We start from the raw sequence: 14,957 nt of genomic DNA on the forward strand, positions 1-14,957 counted from the left end.
GCCGTGCTGCGATGGATCACCGCCGGGGAGTCCCACGGCCCGGCCCTGGTGGGTGTGCTGGAAGGCATGGTCGCCGGAGTCGGGATCACCACGAAGGAACTGCAGGCCGAACTGGCCCGCCGCAAGCTCGGCTACGGCCGCAGCCCGCGGATGGCGTTCGAGGCCGATGAGCTCGAGGTGATCGGCGGTCTCCGGCACGGGATCACCCAGGGCGGCCCGGTCGCCGTGCGGATCGCGAACACCGAGTGGCCCAAGTGGGAGACCGTGATGGCGGCCGACCCGGTGGATCCGGAGCTGATCGCGAACCGGGCCCGCAACGCGCCGCTGACCCGGCCGCGGCCCGGGCACGCCGATCTCGCGGGCATGACCAAGTACGGGTTCGACGAGGCCCGCCCGGTGCTGGAGCGCGCCAGTGCCCGGGAGACCGCGGCCCGGGTGGTGCTCGGCACGGTGGCCAAGGCGTTCCTGGAGCAGGCGTTCGGGGTGCGGATCGTGTCGCACGTCGTCGCGATCGGCGCCGTCGACACCCCCGACGACGAGCCGCTGCCCGGCCCGGACGACCTGGAGCGGATCGACGCGAACCCGGTGCGCGCCTTCACCGAGGCCTCCGGCGCCGCGATGGCCGCCGAGATCGACGCCGCGCACGACGCCGGGGACACCCTCGGCGGGGTGATCGAGGTGATCGCCTACGGGATGCCGGTGGGCGTGGGCACCTACGTGCAGGCCGACCGCAGGCTCGACGCCCGGCTCGCATCCGCGCTGATGGGCATCCAGGCGATGAAGGGCGTCGAGATCGGCGACGGCTTCCGCACCGCGCACCGCCGCGGCAGCGTCGCGCACGACGAGATGATCCCCGCCGGGAAGCCGCAGGAGGGCCCGGCGGGCAGCGTGCCGGTCACCCGGCTGACCAACCGGGCCGGTGGCATCGAGGGCGGGATGACCAACGGCGAGCCGGTCCGGGTCCGGGTCGCGATGAAGCCGATCTCCACCGTGCCGCGCGCACTCCGGACGATCGACACCGTCACCGGCGAGGAGGCCACCGCGATCCACCAGCGCTCCGACGCGTGCGCCGTACCGCGGGCCGGCGTCGTCGTCGAGACGATGGTGGCGCTGGTGCTCGCCCAGGCCGCGCTGGAGAAGTTCGGTGGGGACTCGCTGGCCGAGACCCGGCGCAACGTCGCCGGCTACCTGGCGGGGCAGGACCGGTGACCGCCACCGAGGGCAGCACCGCCGCCGGGGCCGGGCCGGGGCCCGATCCGGAGGGCGGGCCGTTCCTGGTGATCGTCGGGCCGCCCGGCTCCGGGAAGTCGACGATCGGCACGCTGCTCGCGCAGCGTCTCGGGCTCGCCTTCGACGACACCGACGCGCTGATCGTGCAGCGGATCAGGAAGCCGATCGCCGAGATGTTCGTGCAGGACGGTGAGGCCGCGTTCCGGAAGCTGGAGCACGAGGTCGTCGCCGAGCAGCTGCGCGCCGGGCGCGGCGTGCTCTCGCTCGGCGGTGGCGCCGTGCTCGCCGCGGCCACCCGGGAGCTGTTGCGCGAACACCGGGTCGTCGCACTCGACGTCGATCTCGCCGACGGGATGCGCCGCACCGGCATGTCGACCGCCCGCCCGCTGCTGGCCGGGGTCAACCCGCGTGCCACGTTCCGCGCGCTGCTCGCCGAGCGCGCCCCGCTCTACGCCGAGGTCGCCACCGTGCAGGTGCCGACCGCGCGCCGCAGCCCGAACCAGGTGGCCGCCGCCGTGCTCGACGCGCTCGGGCTTCCCGGCGGCGAGGCGTCCGACGCCACGCCGGACGCCGAGGACCCGCACGACCGGCCCACCCCGCGCGCCGACTCCTCGCTGCCCGCGCCGGGCTTCGGCGCCCCCGGCCCGGACCACCCGTTGGAGAACCGATGACCGATCCCCGCCGCCCGGAGCTGCCCGACACCTCCGGGGACCGCGAGCCGGACGGATCGGTCCGGATCGAGGTGAACGCCGAGCGGCCGTACCCGGTGCTGGTCGGGGCGGGCGTCGCGAACCGGCTGGCCGAGGTGGTCGCCGGGACCGGCGCGGGCCGGGTGCTCGTCGTGCACCCGCCGACGCTGGCCGATCGTGCGGAGGGTGCGCGCGCCGAGCTGGCCGCCGCCGGGCTCGCCGCGTTCCGGATCGAGGTCGCCGACGCCGAGGCGGGCAAGACCCTCGATTCGCTCGCCGCCTGCTGGCAGGCCTGCGCGGACGCCGCACTGAGCCGGGCGGACGTCGTCGTCGGCCTCGGCGGGGGAGCGGTCACCGATCTCGCCGGGTTCGTCGCCGCGACCTGGATGCGGGGCGTGCGGGTCGTGCAGGTGCCGACCACGCTGCTGGCGATGGTCGACGCCGCGGTCGGCGGCAAGACCGGGATCAACACCGAGGCCGGGAAGAACCTGGTCGGCGCCTTCCACGAGCCGACCGCGGTGCTCGTCGACCTGGACACGCTGCGGACACTGCCCCGCGAGGAGCTCGTCGCGGGCTCCGCCGAGGTCTGGAAGGCGGGGTTCATCGCCGATCCGGTGATCCTCGACCGGGTGCGCGCCGATCCGGCCGCCGCGCTCGACCCGGCCGGCCCGGTGCTCGCCGAGCTGGTGCGGCGTTCGATCCGGGTGAAGGCCGACGTCGTCGGGGCCGATCTGCGGGAGTCGCACCTGCGGGAGATCCTGAACTACGGCCACACCCTCGGGCACGCCGTCGAGCGGCGGGAGGGCTACCGCTGGCGACACGGCAACGCGGTCGCGGTCGGGCTGGTGTTCGCCGCGGAGCTCGCCCGCGCCGCCGGCCGGCTCGACGACGCCACCGCCGACCTGCACCGCGAGGTGCTGGAGCTGGTGGGGCTGCCGACGTCGTACCTGCCGGGGGTGCTCCCCGAGCTGGTGCAGAGCATGCGCGGGGACAAGAAGTCGCGGGCCGGGACACTGCGGTTCGTCGTCCTCGACGGGCTGGCGAAGCCGGCCCGGCTGGAGGGGCCCGATCCGGCACTGCTGGAGACGGCGTACGCCGCGATCAGCGGCTGAGGCGGCTGAGGCGGCTGAGGCGGCTGTAGCGGCCGTCCGGCAGTAGCGGCAGAACGACAGACCGGCTGACCGGTGGCCGGCAGAGCGGCGACCTGCTCACCGGCACACCGGTGGCCGGGTCCGCGCGGACCCGGCCACCGGTCTCGCGGCGGGTCAGCCGATGGCCGGGTGCGTCTGCGACCGGAACGCCTGGGCGATCAGCACGATCCCGGACGCCACGGCGAACGCGCCGATCAGCCAGAGCAGCGCGAGGATCCCCGAGGCGGGCCAGACCAGCAGCAGCACACCGAACAGCACGTCGAGCGCCGCCCGGCCGGCGATCCAGCCCCACGGCCCGCCGTGCTTGCGGACCTCGTTCGCCGAGATCGCGGTGACGACACCCGCCATGATCGCCCAGAACGCGATCACGAACAGGATCGCGATCGCCGCCGACGCGGGCAGCGTGAACGCGACGACACCGGCGATGACCGAGACCACGCCCTGCGCGACCGTCCAGCCCCAGCCGGGGCGCTCGGCCCGGTGCCGGATTCCGAGCACGATCGCGGCGACGCCGTCGACCAGCGCGTACGCCGCGAACACGAAGATCAGCGCCAGCAGCGCGAGCCCGGGTGTCAACAGCACCGCGAGCCCGAACGCCAGAACCAGGACACCACGCAGCACGACGAGCGCGCGTACCTGCGTGGAGACCGCACCGTTCCCGGCCGGGCCCACCGGCGCCGAGGCGCCGGTCCCGTCGTCGATGTTGGTCGTGTCTGCCATTTCTCGCTCTCCGTCCGATCAGCACATCAGGGTTGTCGTGCGTCCGGGGCCGCCTGCGGGCCGGCGTCGAGAGGCCGGCCCGCTGGCGCCGGATCGGACGTCGGCTCGGGGAATGGTCCCGCTCCGGGAGCGGGGTCGGTCGGGTCGAAGGTCCCGCTCGTCCCGGTGTCGTCGGCGGCCGGATCCGGTGCCGCCGGCCCGCCCGCCGGGGCCGCGACCGGAGTGCTGCCGAGCAGCGCGTCCATCCACTGCGCGCGCGGGTCGGCGTCCACCAGCAGCAGCTTCACCAACAGGGTCAGCGGCACCGCCAGCACCGCGCCGAGCGGACCGAGCAGCCAGGCCCAGAACACCAGCGCGACCAGGGTCACCGACACCGAGAGCCCGACCGCGTTGCCGACGAACCGGGGCTGCACCAGCGAGGTCAGCACGAAGTTGAGCACGATGAACACCACCGACACGGCCAGCGCCATCCCGGGGCCGCCGGCCAGCAGCGCCAGCAGCACCGGCGGGAAGAACCCGATCCAGAACCCGATGTAGGGGATGTAGTTGGTGATGAACACCAGCAGCCCCCACAGCACCGCCAGCGGTACTCCGAGCGCGGCCAGCAGCACGGCGTCGAGAAGGCCGGTGACCAGGCCGACCACCGTCGTGACGACCAGGAACCGGCGGGTCCCGTAGGCGAACCGGCGCAGCGCGTCGGCGATCGCCGGGCGGACGGCGGCGACGGCGTCGAGTCGCGCCGAGGCGGCGGTGGACTCGATCCCGAGGAACAGCAGCAGCGAGAACAGGAAGATCAGGTTCCCGGCCAGCCCGGCGACCTGCAGCAGCATCCCGGCGGCGAGGGTGGTGACCCGCCGGGCGTCCAGCGACGACGCCAGCGCCTGCAGCTGCTCGGCGCCGACGCCGAACGCCGCGGCCTGCGCGGTGAATCCGGAGACGAGCTGGTTCGCCTCGGCCGCGTAGCCGGGCAGCACCGTGACCAGCCGGGCGATCGAGACGACGACCACCGCGGACTGCGCCAGCAGCAGTCCGTAGATCGCGAGCAGCAGCACCGTCGTGGCGAGCCAGCCCGGCACCCCGGCCCGGCGCAGCCTGCCGTGCAGCGGATGCACCACGATCACCACCACCAGTGCCAGGAACACCGGTCCGACGAGCCAGGCGGCGGCGTACAGCCCGGCGGCCGCGACGACGGCTCCCGCCGCTCCGAGCAGGACGGTCGCGGCACGGGGGAGCGAGGCGTTCTCCGGCATGCTGATCTTCTAGCGCCCCGCGGGGCCGCCGGTAACGGACTTAGGGCCCTGATCGCGGGATGCGGGCGGCTCGTCGTGGAGGATGGACCGATGCGCGCGCAGATCCGGCACGGGGTGACGCGGCTGCGCCGCATCCCCGAGCGGTCGCCGTTGATCGGGCACGCGCAGCGCGCGGTCGACCGCTACCGGCGCCAGCGGGGCAACCACCTGTCCGCAGCGGTCGCCTTCTACACCGTGATCGCGGCCGTCCCGCTGGCGATGGTGCTGTTCGTCGCGGTCGGGTTCCTGGTGTTCTGGCGGACGACCTCGCAGGACGATCTGGTGGCCGCCGTCCAGACGACGTTCCCGCCCGGGCTGATGTCGGCCGTGGAACCGGTGCTGGCGACCGCGGTGGAGCAGCGCGGCTCGCTGGTCGGGATCGGCGCGCTCGGCGCGCTGTGGGCGGGCACGACCTGGACGTCGTACCTGCGGGAGGCGCTGTCCGCGCAGTTCCGGCTGCCCGCGGTGCGGATGGTCTCGCCGCGCCGGGTGTTCTGGGACCTGTGGGCGCTGCTGGTGCTGGGGGCGGCGGTGCTCGGGTCGATCGGGGTCACGCTGGCCGTCACCGGGCTCGCCGGGCTCACCCTGGAGCTGTTCGGGCTGCGCGACGCGATCGGCGGCCGGATCGTGCTGCGGGTGGTCGGGGCGGTGCTGGTGCTGGTGGTCGACACGGCGGTGCTGTGCTTCGTGCTGGCCCGGCTGCCGCGCCGCCCGGTGCCGCTGCGCCGGGTGCTGCGGCCCGCTGCGGCCGGGGCGGTCGCGCTGGAGTTGTTGAAGCTGGGCACGGCACTGGCGGTCGGTGCGGTCTCGGAGACCGCGGGCGTCGCCGTGTTCGGCACTGTGCTCGCGACGCTGTTCTTCCTGTTCGCGATGTCCCGGCTGCTGGTGATGCTGGCCGCCTGGGTGGCGACCGACGGAAGCGACACTGCCGATGGAACCGACACTGCCGTCGGGACCGACACTGCCGTTGGAACCGACACTGCCGTTGGAACCGACACTGCCGTTGGAACCGACACTGCCGTTGGAACCGACACTGCCGTTGGAACCGACACTGCCGTTGGAACCGACACTGCCGTTGGAACCGACACTGCCGTTGGAACCGACACTGCCGTTGGAACCGACACTGCCGTTGGAACCGACACTGCCGTTGGAACCGACACTGCCGTTGGAACCGACACTGCCGTTGGAACCGACACTGCCGTTGGAACCGACACTGCCGTTGGAACCGACACTGCCGTTGGAACCGACACTGCCGTTGGAACCGACACTGCCGTTGGAACCGACACTGCCGTTGGAACCGACACTGCCGTTGGAACCGACACTGCCGTTGGAACCGACACTGCCGTTGGAACCGACACTGCCGTTGGAACCGACACTGCCGTTGGAACCGACACTGCCGTTGGAACCGACACTGCCGACGGGACCCACCCGGCCGACACAGCCGCGGGTCAGCCGCCGAAGGCCGACACGAACTGCTCCGCCGACGTCGCCCGGTAGACCATGTTGGTGCGCTGCACGTCCTCCAGCGCGGCACTGGGTGCGTCGGTGTAGCGGTGACCGGGGTAGACGGTCGGGTTGCCCTTCAGCGACGCCAGCTGCTGCAGCGAGTGGTACATCTGCGCGGCGTCACCGCCGGGGAAGTCGGTGCGCCCGCAGCCCTGCAGGAACAGCGTGTCCCCGGCGACGAGCTTGTCGCCGTCCGGGTCCTGGACCAGGAAGCACTGGCTGCCCGGGGTGTGCCCGGGGGTGTGCAGCAGCCGGATCCGCAGTGCGCCGATCTCCAGCACGTCGTCGTGGTCGTGCGGGGTCAGGTCGGTCGCGGACAGTCCGGTCACCCGGGTCACGTAGTCGGCCTCGGCCCGCTGCACGTGCACCGGGACCGGATGCTTGCCGAGCAGCTCGGCCAGACCGACGAGATCGAAGCCCATCATCGAGCCGCCGACGTGGTCGGGGTGGTGGTGGGTGGCCAGCACGCCGGTGAGCCGCATGCCGTCGGCGTCGAGCGTCGAGAGCAGCTCGTCGGGGGAGTACGCGGGATCGACGACGACGGCCTCCCCGGACTCCCGGTCCCCGATCAGGTAGGAGAAGTTGACCATCTGGGTGGCCACCGGGTCGCCGACGGCGTAGTCCTGGCCGGAGAGCAGCTGGCGGAAGTACAGGCCCATGCGCGTGACCCTAGGACATAGGGTCGGGCGCATGAGCCACCCCGACCGGCGCGACCGCCTCCGCACCGTCCTGCGTGCCGCCGGGCTGGACGCGCTGCTGGTCACCGACCTGCTCGACGTGCGGTACCTGACCGGGTTCACCGGCTCGAACGCCGCCGCCGTGATCGGCGCGGATCCGGCGGGTGACCTGCTGTGCACCGACGGCCGCTACCGGCTCCAGGCCGCCGGGCAGAGCCCGGATCTCGACGTCGTGATCGATCGGCCGAGCGGGCCGGCCGCGGCCGCCCGGGTGCCGGCCGGCTCGACGCTGGGCTACGACTCGGCCGGACTGACCGTCGACGGTCTCGCGGCCGTCCGGGATGCGACGCCGGGCCGCCGGCTGCTCCGGGCGCCGGGCCTGGTCGGCGGGCTGCGCGCGGTGAAGGACGCCGCCGAGGTCGACGCCGTCCGCCGGGCCTGCGAGCTGGCCGACACCGCGCTGCGCGGGCTGCTCGACGCCGGCGGCCTGATCCCGGGCCGGACCGAGCGGGAGGTGGCACTGGACCTGGAGGACCGGATGCGCCGGCTCGGAGCCGCCGGGCCGTCGTTCGAGACGATCCTCGCGGCCGGACCGAACTCGGCCGTACCGCACCACCGCCCGACCGGTGCCGAGCTGCGCCGCGGTGACCTCGTGAAGATCGACTTCGGGGCCACGCTGGACGGCTACCACTCCGACACCACCCGCACCTTCTGCCTCGGGCCGGCCGCCGGCTGGCAGCGCGAGCTGCACGCGCTGGTCGACGCCGCCGCGTCCGCCGGGCGGGCCGCGCTGCTCGACGGTGCCGTCGTCACCGACGTCGACGCCGCCGCCCGCGACGTGGTCGCCGACGCCGGGCACGCCGACGAGTTCCCGCACGGCCTCGGGCACGGCGTCGGCCTCGCCGTGCACGAGGCACCGTGGCTGACCCGGACCGGGCTCGGGACCGTCGCCGCCGGACAGCTGGTCACGGTCGAGCCGGGGGTCTACCTGGAGGGTCGCGGCGGTGTCCGGATCGAGGACCTGCTGCACGTCGTCGCCGGCGGCCCGCCGGTGCCGCTCACCACGCTGCCGCGCGAGCTCGTCGAGGTCTGAGCTGCACCGGCCCGGGGGCACCGGCCTACGTCATCCGTCGTAGCCGGAACGTGACGGGCCGCCGCCGCTGTGCCGTCAACCGTCCGGCGCGGGTCCGCGCGCGCCGCTCGTAGGGTCCGAGCACGCCGGCCGTCGTGGCAGGGCCCGGCGGATCCCGAGTGGACGGCACGGGGGAGCCCGGACGACGCCGCCACCGGAGCAGGCCACCGACGGTGGCCGCGACACGGAGAAGGAGCAGCGTGGCACGAGCCGCGGCCCGGCCCACCGCAGCGCCGGAGAGCAGCGACAACGACCCGCCCCCCGCCCGACCGGCCCGTTCCCCGGTCGCTCCCGGCCGCCGCCTGCTCCCGCTCGCCGGGGTGGCCGCCGCGATCGGCGTCTTCGAACTCGCCCCGCGGATCGGCCTGGTCGACGAGCGGTTCCTGCCACCGGCGTCGGCGATGTTCGCCGCACTGGGCCGGCTGGTCGTCGACGGCGCCGGACTGTGGATCCCGGTCGGTCAGACGCTGCAGGGCTGGGCGCTGGGCCTCGGGCTGGCGGTGCTGCTCGCACTCCCGCTGGGCATCCTGATCGGCTCGGTGTTCCTGCTGTTCATGGCCAGCCGGTCGATCGTGGAGTTCCTCCGGCCGATCCCGTCGGTGGCGCTGATCCCGCTCGCGGTGCTGGTGTTCGGAGCCGGGCTGGAGAGCAAGGTCTTCCTGGCGGCATGGGCGGCGACCTGGCCGATCCTGCTGCAGACCCTCTACGGGGTGCGCGACGTCGATCCGGTCGCCACCGAGACCGCGCGCTCGTTCGGGGTGTCCCGCCGGGACCGGCTGCTGCGGGTGACCCTGCCCAGTGCGCTGCCCTACGTCGTCACCGGGGTGCGGATCTCCTCGGCGGTGGCGCTGATCCTGGTGGTCACCGCGGAGCTGGTGCTGGGCGCACCGGGGCTCGGCCAAGAGATCAACATCGCCCGGCAGAGCGCCGCCGTCGACACCATGTACGCCCTGATCATCGTGACCGGGCTGATCGGCTGGGGCCTCAACGCACTGCTGGCCCGGATCGAGGCCCGGCTGCTCGCCTGGCACCCGTCGCACCGGGAGCAGGGCCGATGAGCGCGCCGACCCGGCAGCAGCGCAGGACCGGCCTGGGGCTCGAGGTGGCCGTGCCGGTGCTGGTGCTCGTGGCATGGGCGGTGCTGTCGCAGGGCAGCGAGTCGTTCTACTTCCCGCCGCTGACCGACATCTTCCGGGCGTTCGCGGACACCTGGCTGTTCGAGCGGGTCGGCAGCGACGTCGTTCCCAGCCTCTCCCGGCTGTTCGCGGGCTATCTGATCGCGGTCGTCGCAGCCGTCGGGATCGGATTGGCACTGGGCCTGTCCGACACCGCCCGCCGGATGTGCGATCCGGTCGTGCAGTTCCTGCGGGCGATCCCGCCACCGGTGCTGATCCCGGCCGGGATCCTGGTGCTCGGCGTCGGCTCGACGATGAAGGTCGCGCTGATCGCGTTCGTCTGCTTCTGGCCGATCCTGCTGAACACCGTCGACGGCGTCGCCGGTGTCGACCCGACACTGCGGGAGACGGCGCGCAGCTACCGGATCCCGCGCGGCGAGTACCTGCGCCGGGTCGTGCTGCCATCGGCGTCACCGCAGATCTTCGCCGGCGCACGGGTGAGCCTGTCGATCGCGGTGATCATGATGGTGGTGTCGGAGATGGTCGCCAGCACCGAGGGCATCGGTTACTTCGTCCTGCAGTCCCAGCGCACCTACGCCATCACCGAGATGTGGTCCGGGATATTCCTGCTCGCCCTGCTCGGCTACGCCCTCAACGGCCTGTTCCTGCTCGTCGAGCGGCGCGCGCTGCGGTGGCACCGCGGCGCCCGCGCCGGCTCGGCCTGACCTCCCGGGAGGCATCTCCATGCTGCACGTCGAACACCTGCGGATGGTCTACGGCGAGGGCACCCGATCGGCGTTCGAGGCGGTCCGGGACGTCTCCTTCTCGGTGACCGAGCAGGAGCTCGTGACGATCGTCGGGCCGTCCGGCGCCGGAAAGACCACCCTGCTCAAGTGCGTCGCCGGGCTGCTGCCGCAGACCGCGGGCACGATCACCCTGGACGGGGAGCCGGTCGACGGCCCGCCGGAGAAGATGGCGCTGGTCTTCCAGGACTACTCCCGCTCGCTCTACCCGTGGATGACGGTCGAGCAGAACGTCGCGTTCCCGCTGAAGCGCCGCAAGCTCGCCGCCGACGCGCTCACCACGCTGGTCGGCGAGACCCTCGGCTCGGTCGGGCTGGCCGACGCCGGCGCGAAGTACCCGTGGCAGCTCTCCGGCGGGATGCAGCAGCGGGTGGCGATCGCCAGAGCACTCGCCTACCAGCCGGAGATCCTGCTGATGGACGAGCCGTTCGCCTCGGTGGACGCGCAGACCCGGGCCGACCTGGAGGATCTCGTACTCGATCTGCGGGCCCGCTACGGCATCACCGTGCTGCTGGTGACCCACGACATCGACGAGGCGGTCTACCTGAGCGACCGGGTCGTCGTGCTCACCCCGTCGCCGACCGCGGTCGCGGAGATCGTCGACGTCGGCCTGCCCCGCCCGCGGGATCAGGTCGCGACCAAGGAGCTCGGTGAGTTCACCCGGCTGCGCGGCCACGTCTGGCGATCGATCAAACGCCCCACCACCCCCGAACCGACGTCCGCCTGACCGGAAGAGAGTGATCATGGGAGAGCCACACCGGAGAGGTGCCCGCGTCCGTGCGGTCGCCGCACTCGCCGCCGTGGTCGCGCTGGTCGCGGCCGGCTGCGGTGGCGGTGACGGTGGCAGCGCAGGGGACGGCCCGACGACCGTCCGGATCGGCACCCTGCCCATCGCCAACGCCGCCGGGATGTACCTCGGTATGGAGCAGGGCTTCTTCGCCGAGGAGGGCCTGGAGATCGAGCCGACCGTGCTGCAGGGCGGCAACGAGATCGTCACCGGGCTGGTGTCCGGTGACTACGACGTCGGGTTCGTCGGGTACATCTCGGCCGGTGTCGCGGCCGGCCGCAACGTCCCGGTGTGCGTGCTGACCGCCAGCGACGCGACCGGCACCAGCGCCGAGGACGACTGGCAGGTGATGGTCGCCGGCCCGGACAACACCATCTCCTCGCCGCAGGACCTGGTCGGGAGCCCGATCGGGATCAACGCGCTCGGTGGCGTCGCCGAGGTGCTGATCCGCGCCGCGCTCGACCGGGAGGGCGTCGACCCGGCATCGGTGGAGTTCATCGAGGTGCCGTTCCCTGAGGTTCCCGCGGCGATCGCGGGCGGCCGGATCGCCGCCGGGTACACCGCAGAGCCGTTCGTGACGACCGTGCTCGACCAGGGCGGCGAGGTCGTCTTCGCCCCGCAGTCGGCGCTCGCACCGGAGTACCCGAACGGCGCCTACGCGGCGAGCAGGCAGTTCGTGCAGGGCGAGCCGGAGACCGTCGAGCGGTTCACCCGGGCGATGGAGCGCTCCCTCGACCACGCCCGGGAGAACCCGGACGCGGTGCGGGCGGCCATCCCGACCTTCACCCAGATCCCGCCGGAGCTCGCCGAGCGGATGCGGCTGCCGGTGTTCACCTCCGAGCTGGACCGCGCGGCGATCGACGAGCAGATGACCTTCATGCAGCAGTACGGGGTGGTCGAGGAGGCACCCACCGCCGACGAGCTGATCTGCGGGTGAGCCGGGGCGCTCGGGCGGGTCATGATCCGGCCCGCCCGAGCGCTTCCCGCCACGGCACCCTCGAACCGGTCCGCAGCACCGAGCGGTGGAACACCCGCGCCGCGATCCAGGCGAGCACCGCGGTCGAGGCCAGCATGAGCAGCACCGTCACCACGATCTGGACGGTGCTCGCCGAGCCGTCCGCGATCCGCAGCGGCATCAGGATCGCCGAGAACGGCGGGAGCCACGGCAGCACCGTCATCAGCGGTGAGTCCGGTGAGCCCAGGTAGTAGAACGCGGCGCCGTACATCAGGAACAGGCTCAGCATCAGCGGGGTGGTCGTGGAGTTGACGTCCTCCTGGCGGGAGACCATCGAGCCGGCCGCGGCGTAGAGCACCGCGTAGAAGGCGAACCCGAGCACGAACCAGCCCAGCACGCTCGCGAACACCCCGACCGCGGTCCCGGTCAGCGTCAGCATCCCGGTCCCGAGCCCCGCCGCCAGCCCGACGACGCCGTACGCCGCCAGCTGCAGCAATCCCACCGTGCCGATCCCGACGATCTTCCCCCAGAGCAGGTGCAGCGGCCGGATCGTCGAGAGCAGCAGCTCCACGACCCGGCTGGACTTCTCCTCGACCACGCCCATCGCCACGTAGGTGCCGAACCCGAGGATCTGCCCGAACAGCAGGAACAACGCGGCCACGCTCAGCGCGGTTCGCTGGCCGGCCTCCGGATCGGGTGGGTCCAGCGCGTCGACGGTGAGCACCGCCGGGGCGGTCCGCTGCGCGAGCGTCTCCGGGGTGACCCCCAGCCCGCTCAGCGCGGCGTCGCGGGCCTGCCCGGCGAGCACCGCGTCCAGCACGCCGCCGAGCCCGGACGGGAGCTCGGAGTCGACGACCGCGACGGCGCCGCCGTCGCCGGGGACCAGCGCGACGTCGAGATCACCGGCCTCGACCGCGGCCCGGCCCTGCTCGGCCGAGGCGAGCGGGCGGATCTCGACCGGCATGCCCGCCCGCTCGGCGGCATCCGCGACCGAGGCGCCCAGCGGCGCCGCTCCGACGACACCGACCGTGGAGCGGTCCGGCTCGCCGGAACCGGAGAAGATGGAGAATCCGATGATCCCGCCGGCGATCACCAGCAGCACGATCAGGTTGCTGACCACGAAGCTGCGCTTGACCACCTGGGCGCGGAACTCGCGCCGGGCGACCAGCAGCACCGCCCGGCGGGCCGGCAGCTGTGACGCGGCCCGTCCGGCGGGCAGGACCGGCGTACCCATCAGGACACCACCTCTCGGTACAGGTCGCTCAGCGACGGGGTGTGCACGGTGAATCCGTGCACGGGTCCGGTGGCCAGCGCCGCGGCGAGCACCGCCTGGTCGTCGGCGTGCTCGTCGAGCACCAGGGTCGTGCGCCCGCCGGTCGCGTGCTCGACCCGCACCCCGGCCACCCCGTCGGCCCAGCCGGGCGGCGCGGCAGGCGCGTGCACCTCGAGCCGGATCCCGCCGCTGCGCCGGACCTCGCCGACCGTCCCGACGGTCCGCATCCGGCCGGCCGCGATGATCCCGACCCGGTCGCAGAGCCGCTGCACCAGATCGAGCTGGTGGCTGGAGAACAGCACCGGGACACCGGTGCGCGCCTTCTCCCGCAACACCTCGCTCATCACGTCCACCGCGACCGGATCGAGCCCGGAGAACGGTTCGTCGAGCACCAGCACGGCCGGATCGTGGACCAGCGCGGCCGCCAGCTGGACGCGCTGCTGGTTGCCGAGGCTGAGCGCGTCCACCGTGCTGCCCAGCCGCTCGGCGATGCCCAGGCGGGTGGCCCAGTGCGCCGCCGCGTCCTGCGCGGTGGTCCGGTCGAGGCCGTGCAGCTCGGCGAGGTAGGCGAGCTGCTCACCGACCTTCATCTTCGGGTACAGGCCACGCTCCTCGGGCATGTAGCCGATCGTGCGGCGCACCTGCAGGTCGACCGGCCGGCCGGCGAGCCGGACCTCACCGGCGTCGGCGGCGAGCACACCGAGCGCGATCCGCATGGTCGTCGTCTTGCCGGCGCCGTTGGAGCCGACGAAGCCGAAGATCTCGCCGGGGCGGACGTCGAAGCTCACCCCGTCCAGCGCGACGGTCCGGCCGTAGCGCTTGTGCAGCGCGTCGATCTCGAGGGTCACGATCCGGCTCCGCCCAGGAACAGTCCGGCGACGACGAACCCGGACGCGTTGAACACGGAGTGTGCGACGACCGCCGGCCACACCGAGCGCGACCGCTCGTAGAGCAGTGCGCAGACCACACCGAGCAGCAGCGCGATCACCATCACCACGTTCACCCCGTGTGCGAGTGCGAACACCGCCGAGCTGGCCGGCACCGCGACCCACACCCCGTAGCGGCGCAGCGCGCCGTAGCCGATCCCGCGGAACAGCAGCTCCTCGGCGAACGGGACGAGCAGCGCCCCGGTCAGTAGGATCCCGGCGAAGACCAGCACGCCGCCGCCGCCCAGCGCGTCGCCCAGGAACGCCTGCGGGTTCGACATGTCACCGGTGACCTGCTGATAGCCGTAGCCGAGCGCGGCGGCCAGCACGCGCGCGACCAGCCCGGCCGCGACGGCCACCAACAGCCAGCCGAGCGTGGTGCGGCGCAACCCGATCGCGGGCAGCCACCGGACCCGCAGCGCGAGCACGGCGAGTGCGGCCACCAAAGTGGCGACACCGGTGACCGCCAGCAGCGGCACCGCCGCGGGCATGCCGCCGCCCGCCACGAACAGGAGCGCGCCGCCGGCGATGCTCAGCACCAGGTACAGCACGGCGCCGACGAGCAGCTCGGTCCAGCCCAGCGACGGCCGGTCGGGCGGGCCGGCACCGACCCGCGGCTCGGCGGTACCGGGCTGCGCCCCGGCGGCCGTGCTCGCCGGTGCAGTCGTATCGTCGGTCATCGTCGTCCCCCTCGCCGCCACCGG

The 14,957-nt window shown here is 73.3% G+C and carries 15 protein-coding genes; 9 read left to right on the plus strand and 6 right to left on the minus strand.

Annotation, left to right across the window (positions count from 1 at the left end; translation table 11 throughout):
- Positions 1-3: 3 nt before the first annotated feature.
- Genes aroC through aroB form a run of 3 tightly spaced genes read left to right on the plus strand, consistent with a single transcriptional unit; the run spans position 4 to position 3,031 of the window.
- Positions 4-1,209 (plus strand): chorismate synthase, encoded by a 1,206-nt coding sequence (gene aroC / locus Pdca_RS15445; RefSeq protein WP_085912033.1) that lies wholly within the window; start codon positions 4-6, stop codon positions 1,207-1,209.
- Positions 1,206-1,901 carry a shikimate kinase gene (locus tag Pdca_RS15450; RefSeq protein ID WP_085912032.1) on the plus strand — a complete coding sequence of 232 codons (696 nt, stop codon included), beginning with the start codon at positions 1,206-1,208 and terminating at the stop codon, positions 1,899-1,901. Before aroC ends, Pdca_RS15450 begins: the two co-directional genes overlap by 4 nt.
- Entirely contained in the window at positions 1,898-3,031 is a 1,134-nt protein-coding gene (gene aroB / locus Pdca_RS15455; protein WP_085912031.1) for a 3-dehydroquinate synthase, read from the plus strand. Before Pdca_RS15450 ends, aroB begins: the two co-directional genes overlap by 4 nt.
- Positions 3,032-3,184: 153 nt before the next feature.
- Here the strand turns inward: aroB and Pdca_RS15460 are convergent, their stop codons facing one another.
- Both Pdca_RS15460 and Pdca_RS15465 read right to left on the minus strand, forming a co-directional pair.
- Entirely contained in the window at positions 3,185-3,790 is a 606-nt protein-coding gene (locus Pdca_RS15460) for an HdeD family acid-resistance protein (RefSeq protein ID WP_085912030.1), read from the minus strand.
- A 26-nt stretch (positions 3,791-3,816) separates the two neighbouring features.
- Positions 3,817-5,040, minus strand: a complete 1,224-nt coding sequence (locus Pdca_RS15465) for an AI-2E family transporter (RefSeq protein ID WP_085912029.1) — start codon at positions 5,038-5,040, stop codon at positions 3,817-3,819.
- Positions 5,041-5,130: 90 nt separating this feature from the next.
- On the opposite strand from Pdca_RS15465, the gene Pdca_RS15470 reads away from it, so the two are divergent.
- Entirely contained in the window at positions 5,131-6,576 is a 1,446-nt protein-coding gene (locus tag Pdca_RS15470) for a YhjD/YihY/BrkB family envelope integrity protein (RefSeq protein WP_125911426.1), read from the plus strand.
- Here the strand turns inward: Pdca_RS15470 and Pdca_RS15475 are convergent.
- On the minus strand, positions 6,528-7,244 hold the full coding sequence (locus Pdca_RS15475; RefSeq protein ID WP_085913917.1) for an MBL fold metallo-hydrolase: 717 nt from the start codon (positions 7,242-7,244) through the stop codon (positions 6,528-6,530). The two genes, Pdca_RS15470 and Pdca_RS15475, sit on opposite strands and share 49 nt — an antisense overlap.
- 31 nt (positions 7,245-7,275) lie before the next feature.
- Between Pdca_RS15475 and Pdca_RS15480 the strand changes: the two genes are divergently transcribed.
- The 5 genes from Pdca_RS15480 to Pdca_RS15500 all read left to right on the plus strand — a co-directional run bounded on the left by Pdca_RS15480 (position 7,276) and on the right by Pdca_RS15500 (position 12,036).
- A complete protein-coding gene (locus Pdca_RS15480) occupies positions 7,276-8,355 on the plus strand; it encodes a M24 family metallopeptidase (RefSeq protein WP_085913916.1) in 1,080 nt (359 codons plus the stop codon).
- 239 nt (positions 8,356-8,594) lie between these two features.
- Positions 8,595-9,452, plus strand: a complete 858-nt coding sequence (locus Pdca_RS15485) for an ABC transporter permease (RefSeq protein ID WP_232021584.1) — start codon at positions 8,595-8,597, stop codon at positions 9,450-9,452.
- Positions 9,449-10,234 (plus strand): ABC transporter permease, encoded by a 786-nt coding sequence (locus Pdca_RS15490; RefSeq protein WP_085913915.1) that lies wholly within the window; start codon positions 9,449-9,451, stop codon positions 10,232-10,234. Before Pdca_RS15485 ends, Pdca_RS15490 begins: the two co-directional genes overlap by 4 nt.
- 19 nt (positions 10,235-10,253) lie before the next feature.
- Positions 10,254-11,039, plus strand: coding sequence for an ABC transporter ATP-binding protein (locus Pdca_RS15495; protein WP_085913914.1), 786 nt, complete (start codon positions 10,254-10,256; stop codon positions 11,037-11,039).
- Between the two features lie 16 nt (positions 11,040-11,055).
- Positions 11,056-12,036, plus strand: coding sequence for an ABC transporter substrate-binding protein (locus Pdca_RS15500; RefSeq protein ID WP_085913913.1), 981 nt, complete (start codon positions 11,056-11,058; stop codon positions 12,034-12,036).
- A 19-nt stretch (positions 12,037-12,055) separates the two neighbouring features.
- Here Pdca_RS15500 and Pdca_RS15505 read toward each other — a convergent pair whose 3' ends face one another.
- Genes Pdca_RS15505 through Pdca_RS15515 form a run of 3 tightly spaced genes read right to left on the minus strand, consistent with a single transcriptional unit; the run spans position 12,056 to position 14,933 of the window.
- Positions 12,056-13,288, minus strand: a complete 1,233-nt coding sequence (locus Pdca_RS15505; RefSeq protein WP_085913912.1) for an ABC transporter permease — start codon at positions 13,286-13,288, stop codon at positions 12,056-12,058.
- On the minus strand, positions 13,288-14,178 hold the full coding sequence (locus Pdca_RS15510) for an ABC transporter ATP-binding protein (RefSeq protein ID WP_197720068.1): 891 nt from the start codon (positions 14,176-14,178) through the stop codon (positions 13,288-13,290). The genes Pdca_RS15505 and Pdca_RS15510 overlap by 1 nt, the downstream gene beginning before the upstream one ends.
- Positions 14,172-14,933 (minus strand): CPBP family intramembrane glutamic endopeptidase, encoded by a 762-nt coding sequence (locus Pdca_RS15515; protein ID WP_085913910.1) that lies wholly within the window; start codon positions 14,931-14,933, stop codon positions 14,172-14,174. Before Pdca_RS15515 ends, Pdca_RS15510 begins: the two co-directional genes overlap by 7 nt.
- Positions 14,934-14,957: the final 24 nt, after the last annotated feature.

Source organism: Pseudonocardia autotrophica (genome assembly GCF_003945385.1).
In the GTDB taxonomy this organism is placed as follows: Bacteria; Actinomycetota; Actinomycetes; order Mycobacteriales; family Pseudonocardiaceae; genus Pseudonocardia; species Pseudonocardia autotrophica.